Origin of the sequence: uncultured Pseudophaeobacter sp. (assembly GCA_905479575.1) — a bacterium.
Lineage (GTDB): Bacteria > Pseudomonadota > Alphaproteobacteria > Rhodobacterales > Rhodobacteraceae > Pseudophaeobacter.
In genome coordinates, this window is sequence record CAJQNB010000003.1 from 73,355 (window position 1) to 86,134 (window position 12,780).

Annotated in this window: 7 protein-coding genes; 1 reads left to right on the plus strand and 6 read right to left on the minus strand. The window is 59.9% G+C overall.

The window, feature by feature from the left end:
• Positions 1-45: 45 nt before the first annotated feature.
• The 3 genes from aspS to QZ268_RS01210 all read right to left on the minus strand — a co-directional run bounded on the left by aspS (position 46) and on the right by QZ268_RS01210 (position 4,158).
• On the minus strand, positions 46-1,899 hold the full coding sequence (aspS, locus tag QZ268_RS01200) for an aspartate--tRNA ligase (protein WP_295446944.1): 1,854 nt from the start codon (positions 1,897-1,899) through the stop codon (positions 46-48).
• Positions 1,900-2,353: 454 nt separating this feature from the next.
• The gene (locus QZ268_RS01205; protein ID WP_295446946.1) at positions 2,354-3,040 is read right to left on the minus strand and encodes an aminotransferase class IV family protein; all 687 of its coding nucleotides are present in this window, start codon (positions 3,038-3,040) and stop codon (positions 2,354-2,356) included.
• On the minus strand, positions 2,974-4,158 hold the full coding sequence (locus QZ268_RS01210) for an aminodeoxychorismate synthase component I (protein ID WP_295447012.1): 1,185 nt from the start codon (positions 4,156-4,158) through the stop codon (positions 2,974-2,976). Before QZ268_RS01210 ends, QZ268_RS01205 begins: the two co-directional genes overlap by 67 nt.
• A gap of 285 nt (positions 4,159-4,443) precedes the next feature.
• Here QZ268_RS01210 and carB point away from each other — a divergent pair, with 285 nt between their 5' ends.
• Complete coding sequence (gene carB / locus QZ268_RS01215) at positions 4,444-7,800, plus strand: carbamoyl-phosphate synthase large subunit (RefSeq protein WP_295446948.1); 3,357 nt, start codon at positions 4,444-4,446, stop codon at positions 7,798-7,800.
• Between the two features lie 37 nt (positions 7,801-7,837).
• Here the strand turns inward: carB and QZ268_RS01220 are convergent, their stop codons facing one another.
• From QZ268_RS01220 to QZ268_RS01230, 3 genes are all read right to left on the minus strand, one after another.
• Positions 7,838-8,347 (minus strand): hypothetical protein, encoded by a 510-nt coding sequence (locus QZ268_RS01220; protein ID WP_295446950.1) that lies wholly within the window; start codon positions 8,345-8,347, stop codon positions 7,838-7,840.
• Positions 8,348-8,518: 171 nt separating this feature from the next.
• Complete coding sequence (locus tag QZ268_RS01225) at positions 8,519-9,400, minus strand: delta-class carbonic anhydrase (RefSeq protein WP_295446952.1); 882 nt, start codon at positions 9,398-9,400, stop codon at positions 8,519-8,521.
• Positions 9,401-9,733: 333 nt separating this feature from the next.
• The gene (locus QZ268_RS01230) at positions 9,734-12,775 is read right to left on the minus strand and encodes an efflux RND transporter permease subunit (RefSeq protein WP_295446954.1); all 3,042 of its coding nucleotides are present in this window, start codon (positions 12,773-12,775) and stop codon (positions 9,734-9,736) included.
• Positions 12,776-12,780 lie beyond the last annotated feature (5 nt).

A 12,780-nucleotide genomic window follows, 5' to 3' on the forward strand; every position in this document is an offset into this window, starting at 1 on the left:
AAGCGGCGCTATCGGAGGGCGGGGTCAAAGCTATTTCGGTGCGGCTTACTGGTCTTGTGGGATCACCCGCAGTCCGAGTTCCATCAGCTGGTCCGACATCGGCTCGGAGGGGGCCGACATCATCAGGTCTTCGGCACGCTGGTTCATCGGGAACATGATGACCTCGCGGATGTTGGCCTCATCCGCCAACAGCATCACCATCCGGTCGATACCGGCGGCGCAGCCACCGTGGGGCGGAGCGCCATACTGGAAGGCGTTGACCATGCCGCCAAAGCGTTTTTCGACCTCGTCCTTGCCGTAGCCGGCAATTTCGAAGGCCTTGAACATGATCTCGGGGCGGTGGTTTCGGATTGCGCCCGAGACCAGCTCGTAGCCATTGCAGGCCAGATCATACTGATAGCCCAGCACCTCAAGCGGGTTGCCGTCCAGCGCCTCCATACCGCCCTGGGGCATCGAGAAGGGGTTGTGCTCAAAGTCGATCTTGCCGGTTTCCTCGTCAGCCTCGTAGATCGGGAAGTCTACGACCCAGGCAAAGGCAAAGCGGTCTTTGTCGGTGAGGCCCAGTTCTTCGCCGATGACGTTACGGGCACGTCCTGCAACGCCTTCAAAGGCTTTGGGTTTGCCGCCAAGGAAAAAGGCGGCATCGCCCACGTCAAGCCCCAGCTGCTGGCGGATCGCCTCGGTGCGCTCGGGGCCGATGTTCTTGGCCAGGGGGCCTGCGGCCTCGTTGCCCAGGGTGATCTCTCCGGATTTGACCAGGGCGTTGACCTCTTTGACGGTGATGCCGCGTTCCTGGGCAATGCTGTCGGGCGACTGTTTGCGCCAGAAGATATAGCCCATGCCGGGCAGACCTTCTTTTTGCGCAAAGGCGTTCATCCGGTCGCAGAACTTGCGGCTGCCGCCTGTGGGGGCTGGGATGGCGCGCACTTCGGTGCCGTCCTGCTCCAGCAGTTTGGCAAAGATGGCAAAACCGGAGCCGGCAAAATGCTCTGAGACCACCTGCATCTTGATCGGGTTGCGCAGGTCGGGCTTGTCCGAGCCATACCACAGCGCTGCGTCGCGGTAGGAGATCTGCGGCCAGTCTGTGTCGACCTTGCGACCACCGCCGAACTCCTCAAAGACGCCCTGCATCACCGGCTGGATGGTGTCAAAAACATCCTGCTGGGTGACAAAGGACATTTCCAGGTCGAGCTGGTAAAAATCGGTGGGCGAGCGGTCGGCGCGCGGGTCTTCGTCGCGGAAGCAAGGCGCGATCTGGAAATATTTGTCAAAGCCCGAGACCATCATCAGCTGTTTGAACTGCTGTGGCGCCTGCGGCAGCGCGTAGAACTTGCCCGGGTGCAGACGCGAGGGCACCAGGAAATCACGGGCGCCTTCGGGAGAGGACGCGGTGATGATCGGGGTCTGGTACTCATTAAAGCCCTTGTCCCACATGCGTTTGCGGATGGATTGCACCATGTTGGACCGCAACAGCATGTTCTGCTGCATCTTTTCGCGACGCAGGTCGAGGTAGCGATAGCGCAGGCGGGTTTCTTCCGGGTATTCCTGCTCGCCAAAGACCATCAGCGGCAGCTCTTCGGCTTTGCCGAGGATCTCGATATCGCGGATAAAGACCTCGATCTCACCGGTGGGCAGCTTGTCGTTGACCAAGCTCTCGTCGCGGGCCAAAACGTTGCCGTCGATGCGGATACACCACTCAGAGCGCACCTTTTCGATCTCGGCAAAAACCGGGCTGTCGGGATCTGCCATCACCTGGGTAATGCCATAGTGGTCGCGCAGGTCGATGAACAGCAATCCGCCATGATCGCGGACACGATGGACCCAGCCGGAAAGGCGAACAGTGTCGCCGACGTTGGATTTGTTCAGTTCGGCGCAGGTATGGCTGCGATAGGCGTGCATGGCGTGACCTTTCGGTATGCGGGTCTAGTCGTGGGGCGGGCCGTCATTCGGAGTATGCGCATTGGCACGCTGAATTCGGCGCAGAATTCGTCTGGGCCGATACACAGGGTTGTGTCGCTGTTGTCAAGCAATGTGCGACGTTTTCCCCCTATTGAGCGCACAGATTGATGGTCCAGAGCAAGCGTAGATGGGATCCCCTTTGCAAGGTAGCGCTCCCGCAGCCCCTGAAACCCTGCCGCCAAGGCGGCACCGCTGTCGGGCTTTGGGCCCGGCGCCGCGCCTGGGGCGCGGCGCTGTTGGCGCCTTACAGTTTTGTTTCGTTCCAATACCACTGGCGATCACAGAGCAACCGCAGCGCGCCACAGGCGCGCTGCCACCCCCAAAGCGCAGGCCTGGTCCGGCGCCAGCCGGGCATGGCCTGCGCGCGGGAGCCCCCCCCCTTTTTTGTGAACACTTAGGCCAGCAGGTCTGGTGACCGTTGGTAGGCTGCCGGGATCTCACCACGCAGGGAATTGCCCAAGGTAACCGCCTGGGCCTGGCGCAGATCACCCAGGGTGACCACCTGTTCGACGACCTGCCCCCTGTGCAGCAAGTCCTGGCGCAACACCCCAGGCAGCACCCCCGAAGACAGCGGTGGGGTCACGCGCCTGCCAGAGCGCAGAGTTACAAAGAGGTTTGTTATCGTGCCTTCACATATTTCGCCGCGCTCATTCAAAAACACCAGCTCATCAAGCCCGCGTGGCATCTCTTGCCGCACCCGATCATAGAGCTCGCGACAGGTGGTTTTATGGCGCAGAAACACATCATCCGACCGGAGTGTACTGGCAGCAATGGCAAATCGCCACTGTGCGGGGCTGGGGGGCATCGCTGCGCTTTCCAGGGCCAAACTACCATCCATCGCCAGTGTCAGACGACAACGCAGCGCAGTTCTATGATCCGCCAGCGCTGCAATCTGCAGCTCGGCCCGCTGCCGGTCAAAGCCGATAGAAAACGCCCGCGCCGAGGCCGCCATACGCGCCAGGTGCAGGTTTTGGCGGATTGCCCCCTGCCCCGGATAATGGCCAAAGGTCTCGATCAGGCGGAAACTGGCATCTTCTTTGAGGGCTGCGAGGACATCAGCTGGGCAAAACGCGCTTTCCATAGGGCTTCCTCATATTCCGACTGGGCGGTACTGTCCCAGACCACACCGCCACCGACATTCAATCGGGCCTGTCCCTCCTCAACCATCAGCGTGCGAATGCCGACGTTAAAGCTGCTCGCCCCATCCGGAGCCATCCAGCCGATGCTGCCACAATAGATGTCGCGCGCCCAGGGCTCCAGCTCTGACAGGATCTCCATCGCGCGGATTTTGGGTGCCCCGGTGATCGAACCGCAGGGAAACAGCGCCTGCAGGATCTGTCCCAGCCCCACACCGGGGCGCAGCTGCGCCTGCACCGTCGAGACCATCTGATGCACCGTGGCGTAGCTCTCTACCGCAAAGAGTTCGGGTACAGTGACCGAGCCCAGTTTGGCAATGCGCGAGATATCATTGCGCAACAGATCCACGATCATCAGATTTTCGGCGCGGTTCTTTTCGTCCTGTCGCAAAAAATCCCGCGCTTTTTGATCCGCAACCGGATCGGCGCTGCGCGGCTGGGTGCCTTTCATCGGCCGTGTCTCAATCCGCCCCTCCGCATCGGTGCGGAAAAACAGCTCGGGTGAGCGCGACAGCAGATCTGGCAATCCCTCCTGCAGCACCAGGGCACCGTGGTCCACCTGCTGGCGTGCCGCCAAAGCCGCATACAGATCTTCCGTGCGGCCCCTGACAACTGCATCAATCGGGAAGGTCAGATTGGCCTGATAGATATCCCCCGCCCCGATGGCCGCCTTCACCACGGCAAAGGCCTCGGCGTAGGTGGCAAAACCCCAGCGGGGCCGCAGCTCGCCCAGACTACGCAAGCCCCCCAGGCCAGCAAATTCCCCGCGCGCGGGGGGCTCTGGCTGGTGTTTCGCGCGCGAAACAACCTGCGGCTGCGTATAGACACCAAAACACAGCAGTGGCAGGCGACGGTCCGCGGGCATCCGCTGCGCCAGGCTGGGCTCCAGCGCATAGCCTAGCTCATAGGTGGCGTAGCCTGCCAGCCAATGCCCCTGCTGCTGCACCGCCTCCAGGGCGGCCAGTGCTGCGGGCACCTGCTGGGCAGAATCAGCGCGGATCACCCGCAGGGGATTGCAAAACTGCACCCCCTGCCCCCGGCGTTTCCCCCGTGGATTCCCCAGGTGTTTCCACTGATCTGGTCCCTGATCAAAACGGATCTGCACAGATCACCTCTCAAATTTCGGTTATTTCTCTTGCCTCCGCATATATCCGTTCGCTATGCGAACAAAAGCCATAAAAGCGGCAATTCGAAGCGCGTGTCCGATCCCTCTTGCACCTTTTTGCGCTACCCCTATAACGCAGGACAATTTGGGCGCTTGGGGCTGCCCGACTCGCCTAACGATCTCTGACCGACCTGAGCACACCGCTTGGGCCTGCCGCTCGCACATAACGAAGGAAGCTTACCCATGCCAAAAAGAACCGACATCCAGTCGATCATGATCATTGGTGCGGGGCCCATCATCATTGGGCAGGCCTGCGAATTCGACTATTCCGGCGCCCAGGCCTGTAAGGCCCTCAAGGAAGAGGGCTACCGGGTTATTCTGGTGAACTCGAACCCCGCCACCATCATGACCGACCCCGGTCTGGCGGATGCCACCTATATCGAACCCATCACCCCCGAGGTGGTCGCCAAGATCATCGAGAAAGAGCGCCCCGACGCGCTGCTGCCCACCATGGGCGGACAAACCGGCCTAAACACCTCGCTGGCGCTGGAAGAAATGGGCGTGCTGGAAGAATTTGGCGTCGAGATGATCGGCGCCACCCGCGAAGCCATCGAGATGGCCGAGGATCGCAAACTGTTCCGCGATGCCATGGACCGTCTGGGCATTGAAAATCCCCGCGCCACCATCGTCACCGCGCCAAAGCTGGAAGACGGCAAAGCCGACCTGAATGAGGGCGTGCGCATCGCCTTGGAAACGCTCGAAGATATCGGCTTGCCCGCGATCATCCGTCCCGCCTTTACCATGGGCGGCACCGGCGGTGGCGTTGCCTATAACCGGGAAGACTACGAGCACTTCTGCCGCACCGGCATGGATGCCTCGCCGGTCAATCAGATCCTGGTCGACGAGAGCCTGCTGGGCTGGAAAGAATTTGAGATGGAGGTGGTCCGCGACAAGGCGGATAACGCCATCATCGTCTGCGCCATTGAAAACATCGATCCCATGGGCGTGCACACCGGGGATTCGATCACCGTGGCCCCGGCGCTGACGCTGACGGATAAAGAATACCAGATCATGCGGACCCATTCGATCAACGTGCTGCGTGAGATCGGTGTCGAAACTGGCGGCTCCAACGTGCAATGGGCGGTGAACCCTGCTGATGGCCGTATGGTGGTCATTGAGATGAACCCACGGGTGTCGCGCTCCTCGGCGCTGGCCTCCAAGGCCACCGGCTTCCCGATTGCCAAGATCGCCGCCAAACTGGCTGTGGGCTACACCCTGGACGAGCTGGACAACGACATCACCAAGGTCACACCGGCCTCGTTTGAGCCCTCGATCGACTATGTCGTCACCAAGATCCCAAAATTCGCCTTTGAGAAATTCCCCGGCTCCGAGCCCTATCTGACCACCGCGATGAAATCCGTGGGCGAGGCCATGTCTATTGGCCGCACCATCCACGAATCGATGCAAAAGGCGCTGGCCTCGATGGAATCGGGTCTCACCGGCTTTGATGAGGTTGAAATCCCCGGCCTGACCATTGGCACCTGGGACATTGCGACCGACAAGGCTGCGGTGATCAAGGCGATCAGCCAGCAAACCCCGGACCGGCTGCGCACCATCGCCCAGGCGATGCGCCATGGGCTGACAAATGACGAGATCCACAGCGTCACCAAATTCGACCCCTGGTTCCTCGACCGTATCCGCGAAATCATTGATGCCGAAGCAGAGGTCCGCAGCAACGGCCTGCCCGCAGGTGAGAAAGCTCTGCGTCACCTCAAAATGCTTGGCTTTACCGATGCCCGCCTAGCCAATCTGACCGAAGCTTCGGAAAAATCCGTGCGCGATGCGCGGGTGGCCCAGGGCGTCACCGCTGTGTTCAAACGCATCGACACCTGCGCCGCCGAGTTCGAGGCCCAGACCCCCTATATGTATTCCACCTACGAGGCCCCGATGATGGGCGAAGTGGAATGTGAGGCGCGGCCTTCGGATCGCAAAAAGGTCGTCATTCTGGGCGGTGGTCCCAACCGGATCGGTCAGGGCATCGAGTTTGACTACTGCTGCTGCCACGCCTGCTATGCGCTGACGGACGCGGGCTATGAAACCATCATGGTCAACTGCAACCCTGAAACAGTGTCGACCGACTATGACACCTCGGACCGCTTGTATTTTGAACCGCTGACCTTTGAACATGTGATGGAAATCCTGCGAGTTGAGCAGGAAAACGGAACCCTACACGGGGTCATCGTCCAGTTTGGCGGTCAGACGCCGCTGAAACTGGCCAATGCGCTGCAGGACGAGGGCATTCCGATCCTGGGCACCACCCCAGACGCCATCGACCTGGCGGAAGACCGCGAGCGCTTCCAGGAGCTGGTCAACAACCTCGGCCTCAAGCAGCCCCATAACGGCATTGCCTCGACAGATGCGCAAGCGCTGGAAATCGCGGAAGAAATCGGCTTCCCGCTGGTCATTCGCCCCTCGTATGTTTTGGGGGGCCGGGCGATGGAAATCGTGCGCGACATGGATCAGCTGCGCCGCTACATCGCCGAGGCGGTGGTGGTGTCCGGTGACAGCCCGGTGCTGCTGGACAGCTACCTGTCTGGCGCGGTGGAACTGGACGTGGATGCGATCTGCGACGGCACTGACGTGCATGTGGCAGGCATCATGCAGCACATTGAAGAGGCCGGCGTGCACTCGGGTGATAGTGCCTGCTCGCTGCCGCCCTACTCCCTGTCCAAGGACGTAATCGAAGAAATCAAGACCCAGACCTATGCGCTGGCCAAGGCGCTGAATGTTGTCGGCCTGATGAACATCCAGTTTGCAATCAAGGACGGGGTGATCTTCCTGATCGAGGTCAACCCCCGCGCCAGCCGTACTGTGCCCTTTGTGGCCAAGGCCACCGACAGCGCCATCGCCTCCATCGCGGCCCGCGTCATGGCAGGTGAAAAGCTCACCGCCTTCCCGCACCGTGGCCCCTACAAGCCCGATGCCGGTTATGACGTGAACACCCCAATGGCGGATCCGATGACCCTGGCTGATCCCGATATGCCCTGGTTCTCGGTCAAAGAGGCGGTGCTACCCTTTGCCCGCTTCCCCGGCGTTGACACCCTGTTGGGGCCAGAAATGCGCTCCACCGGTGAAGTCATGGGCTGGGACCGCGATTTCCCGCGGGCCTTCCTCAAGGCGCAGATGGGGGCCGGCATGGTGCTGCCAAGCGAGGGCCGTGCCTTTATCTCCATCAAGGACGCCGACAAGGGCGCGCCAATGCTGGAAGCGGCCACTGTGCTGATCGAGCAAGGCTTTACCCTGATGGCCACTGGTGGCACCCACAAATGGCTGGACGGTCACGGCGTCGCCTGTGAGCTGGTCAACAAAGTCTATGAAGGCCGCCCGCATGTGGTGGACCTGCTGAAAGACGGCCATGTGCAGCTGCTGATGAACACCACCGAAGGCGCCCAGGCTGTGGAAGACAGCAAGGAAATGCGTTCAGTCGCGCTGTATGACAAGATCCCCTACTTCACCACCGCCGCCGCCTCGAATGCGGCTGCGCTGGCGATCAAGGCCCAGGCCGAAGGCGATGTGGAAGTGAAGAGCCTACAAGGCTAGGTGACGCGTTTACAAAACAAAGAATTCAAACCCCGGTTCATTGAGCCGGGGTTTCGTTTTTTGGCTGGTCCCAATCCTGGCCTTCAAAGCTTTGTGTAAATCGCGCGCCGTTAAATGTATGGGTGCAGCAGGGGCACCAGGGCTTCATCTGATCCACCGTCAATTCGGGATCGACCAGCGCGAGGCGATTGTCCTCATCGACAAACAGGCCGCTGAAATAGGTGCTTTCCCCCGTGCGCACGTAGCGTTCGCCATCCTCTGGCTGCAGCGCAACCATCCTGAAAATGGGGTCTTCCGTGTCAAGCCGCGCCACCGCTTCGCTATAGACATCATCCCAGTCCTGCCCCACCTTTGACAGCAAGAACCTATACAGCGGCGTGTAGTCCAACCCGTGGCGGTGTTTCTTATGCATCGACCCGCGCGAGGAGGCATTTCTCTTGGTCTCCTTGGTGTTGCGCTCCCAGCGGGACTTTCCACCATCACCATGCTCAACCCGGTGAGTTTTGGTGTTCACCCGCCGAAACAGTGGTTTTTTCTCTGGCCTCATGGGGGAGCTCCTGCGTCCATCAGTCTTTCAGGCCAAGATACTAACCTCGCTGCAAAAAGAAACAACGCCCGCCGGTTTTACCTTGGTCAGACGCGTGTTTGCCTTGGTCAGACCCAATGTCCGGATCTAACTGGGGCGCGGATCTGACTGGGGCGCGGATCAGTCTGGGGGCTAGTGCTCGATCACAGACAGCAGGTCGCGGTTGATCACCAGATTGCGCACCCCATGGGCATGGTCTTCGTCAAACCTGTTGTAGGACAGCCATTTGGCAACGGACTGGATGCTGACCTTGGCAACCTTGGGCCGCACGCCCCAGGTCACTTGAAAGGGCGAGCCCTTTTCATTGTAGCCGGGACCGGTTGTTGAGCCGGAATACTCCACCACCCGACCGGTATCTGTGGGAATATTGATGGCCTGGGTCAGGCCGTTTTGCTTTTGCAGCCGGGTGAGTTTGGTGAAATCCAGCGCGGTTTCGTCGTTGACCAGCACATAGACCTGGGCCTCGACGCGCAGTTGTGGGTTCTTGATCGCATCGCTGAGACAGGACCCAAGGGTCGGGCCTGGGTCAACCCGCGCCGTGGTGTGGACATAGTGCACCTCAATGGTGTCTCCGGGCACCAGGCTGCCATGTTCGGTGACCCCGACGTCCTGCTCCAGCGGCATGAGTTCAGTCTGGCTCAGCGTGCCTGAGTATTTGTAGCCACTGCCAAAGCCATGCCCGTCCCCATTGCCGGCATATGTGGTGAACTCGCCCCCGCGATGTTCCGCATTCTCATGGAAGTGGATGTTGCACAGGTTCATCTCTGTGTAGGGAGGGGCCGCTTCAAACTCCACGCGGTTACTCCCGGCCGGGCTGTCGATATCACGCGGGGACTGGGGACCAAAACCTGCAAAAAGCGTGTTTTCCAACAGATGTGCGCGCTGTGTTTCCACAACTGCGTTCGGCACCTCTTCCGCCACCGCGCCATGCCCGTCAGACGCGGCCAACGCCCCCCCACTCCAAACTGCCATCGTGACGAGTGTCGCGGAAATCAAAGATGTCGTTTTGTGCATAGCGCGTCCCCTGACCGGATACTGAGGCTTATGACGTAAATAGCCTGCCCGCCAGTATATCCCTAGGCTCTTAAATTTTCGTATTATTGCCAGTTTCTTGGATTATTTTATGCACCTGCCTCAGCAACTCTCTGTATCGCAGACTGAGCTGCTCCCTGTCCGTTGAACAAGATCTGGCGTAGATTATGCCACTCTTTTCACCTGCTGATCAGGCTGGGGTTCCACTGATCCGCCTTACCTTGGCTCAGCTCTTTCACACTGGTCCTGACCCAAAAAAAGGCCCCGATCTACGGGGCCTTTTGTTTTTTGATCAATATTCTCAGGCCTTTATTCTCAGGCCTTTGCCAACCTGCGCTTTTCGTCGCGGGCAAAGAATATCAGGTAGAACACCGGCGCCGCCACCAGGGTCAGCACGGTGGCAAAGGCCAAGCCGCCCATGATGGTCACCGCCATGGAGACAAAGAAGGCATCCCACAACAGCGGGATCATCCCCAGAATGGTGGTGACCGCCGCCAGCATCACCGGGCGCAGACGCGACACCGAGGCTTCGACAATGGCCTCGCGCAGGGGCTTACCCTCTTCGCGCACCAGGTCGATTTCCTCGACCAGGACGATACCGTTCTTGATCAACATGCCGGACAGGCTGAGCAGCCCCAGAAGTGCGGTGAAGGTAAAGGGCAGTCCGGTCCCCAACAGCCCCATGGCCACGCCGTTGACCGACATCGGCACCAAGAGCCAGATGATGATCGGCTGGCGAATGGCATTGAACAGAAACACCGAGATCATCACCATAATCAGCGCCGTCACCGGTAGCTGCTTGCCCAGACTCTTGTTGGCGTCGCCCGAGCTTTCATGGTCGCCGCCCCATTCCATTGTGTAGCCCGGCGGCAGCTGCATCTCCTCGATGGTAGACTGGATCTCGGAAAAGACCGACGCCGCAGTCAAATCGACAGGGATATCAGCCCCGACCGTGAGGGTTGGAACCCGGTCGCGGCGGTGCAACAGGGTATCCTCCAGCTCCAGATCCACCCCGTCGATCATCTGCTCCATCGGCAGAAACTTCTGGGCGGTAGTGGAATAGACCACCTGGTCCATGAAGTTGTAGGTGTCCCCCTGGTGACGGCGGATCACAATCGGGATCAGCCGGTCCTGCTCGCGAAACACGCCCGCCTGCAACCCATCGGTCGAAAACAACAGCGTATCGGCAATATCTTCGCGGGCAATGCCTGCGGTCTGTGCCCGGTCGGTGGCATAGCGCGGCGTCAGGACAAACTCGCGCTCCCGCCAGTTCTGCCGGGTGTTGAGGATATTGGGCGACGCCGCCTCGAGGCGACGCATGGCCACTTCTCCCAGCTGCCGCAGTACAGTTGAGTCGGGACCAGAGAAGCGCACCTGGATCGGATCACCGCCACCGGGTCCAAAGACCAGACGTTTGGTACGGAATTCGCCCTCCGGCAACTGTGCCTGCCCAAAGGCTTCGAGATCGGCCTGAAGGGGGGGAATTGCAGCAATATCCGCCGTACGAATGATCAAATGGCCATAGCTCGGGTTTGGTTTCTGCGCATCATAGGTCAACAAGAAGCGCGAGGCCCCCTGACCGATATAGGTTGAGAAATCCACCACGTCGTCACGGTTGGACAGCCAGTCCTCGACAATCTTCAAATGGGCTGAGGTCGTCTCGATCTTGCTGCCCTGTGGCAGCTTGTAGTGCACAAAGAACAAAGGCGTATTGGAGTTCGGAAAGAACTGCTGTTTGACGGTGCCAAAGGCTGCAAAACAGACAACCGTCAGGCCGATAAGCCCGGCCACCACCAGCCAGCGCAGCTTGAGCGAGATCCGCAGCAAGCCGCCATAGGCGCGAAACAGCAGCCCACCGTAGGCATCGGCGCCCCCCTCTTTCCCCTGTTTAAAGAAGTAATGACCCAGGATCGGCGTCGCCGTCAGGGCCAGAACCCAGCTCAGCAGCAGCGAAATGGCAATCACCGCAAACAGCGAGAACAGGAATTCACCAGCCGAATCCGGGCTGAGCCCGATGCCGGCAAAGGCCATGATGCCAATCACCGTCGCCCCCAATAGCGGGATCTGGGTCTTGGCTGCGGCATCATGCGCGGCATCGCGTGAATTGCGCCCGCGCTGCATGGATATTTGCATACCTTCGGCAACAACAATGGCGTTATCCACCAGCATCCCCATAGCAATGATCAGTGCGCCCAGGGAAATCCGTTCCATTTCAATGGAAAACAGGTTCATGAACAAAAGTGTGCCAACAACCGTCAACAACAGCGTGGCGCCAACGACCACAGCCGCCCGCCAGCCCATGAACAGGGCCAGAACCGCTACAACAATTGCAACCGAGGTCGCCAGGTTGACCAAAAAGTCATTGGAGGCCTGATCCACCACCAGGTGCTGCTGGTAAATCGGCAAAAGCGCCACCCCAAAGGGAATTTGTGTATCCAGCTCTGCCAGACGCGCATCGACCCGGTTGCCCACCTCAACGATGTTTTCGCTGGCCAGACCCGCGATCCCAAGCGTGAAGGCTTCGACGCCGTTAAAGCGGATCATCAGGTCGGGGTTGCTGGTTCGCCCCCGGTAAACCTTTGCCATGTCGACAACATTGATCACCTCCCCCTGGGCGCCAATAGACAGACCCGCAATCTCGGACACGGTATCCGAGCCTTCCGGGGCGCTGATGCGGTTTTCGGCGGCGTCACCGTCCAGATACCCACCGGAGCGCACCGTATTGGAGGTGGCAATAGAGTTGGCAATGGCCGCAATCGAGATATTCTGATTGACCGAAATCGCCATGTCAGGCTCAACAAAAACCGCCTCATCCGGCAGGCCTGAGATCTCGACATCGGCGACACCGTCCACTGCCAGCAGCTCACGACGCAGGAAGGTGGCGAGCTCGTGGCGTTCCGCATCGGTGTAGCCTTCGGCGGTGACCGCATAAAACAGGCCAAACACATCGCCAAAGCTGTCATTGACATAGGGCTGCGACACCCCATCCGGCAGCCCCCGCGCGGCATCGCGGATCTTGGCGCGCAGATCGGTCCAGATGGCTGGCAACTCGGTGCCATCATAGGTGTCTTGCATCTCCACTTCGATCAACGAGTTGCCGGGGCGGTTGATCGAGGTGATGGTTTTGACTTCCCCCATTTTCTGAATGGCGGATTCCAGCGGCTCGGTGACTTCGCGCGCCACCTGTTCGGCGCTGGCCCCGGGGTAGTGGGTAACCACCACCGCCTGTTTGATAGTAAAGGCCGGGTCTTCCAGCCGTCCGAGGTTCAAAAACCCCCAGATGCCGCCCAGCAAGGCCACCAGCATGATGATCCAGGTGTAAAGCGGCCGGTCAATCGAGGCGCGTGCGATATCCATGTTCT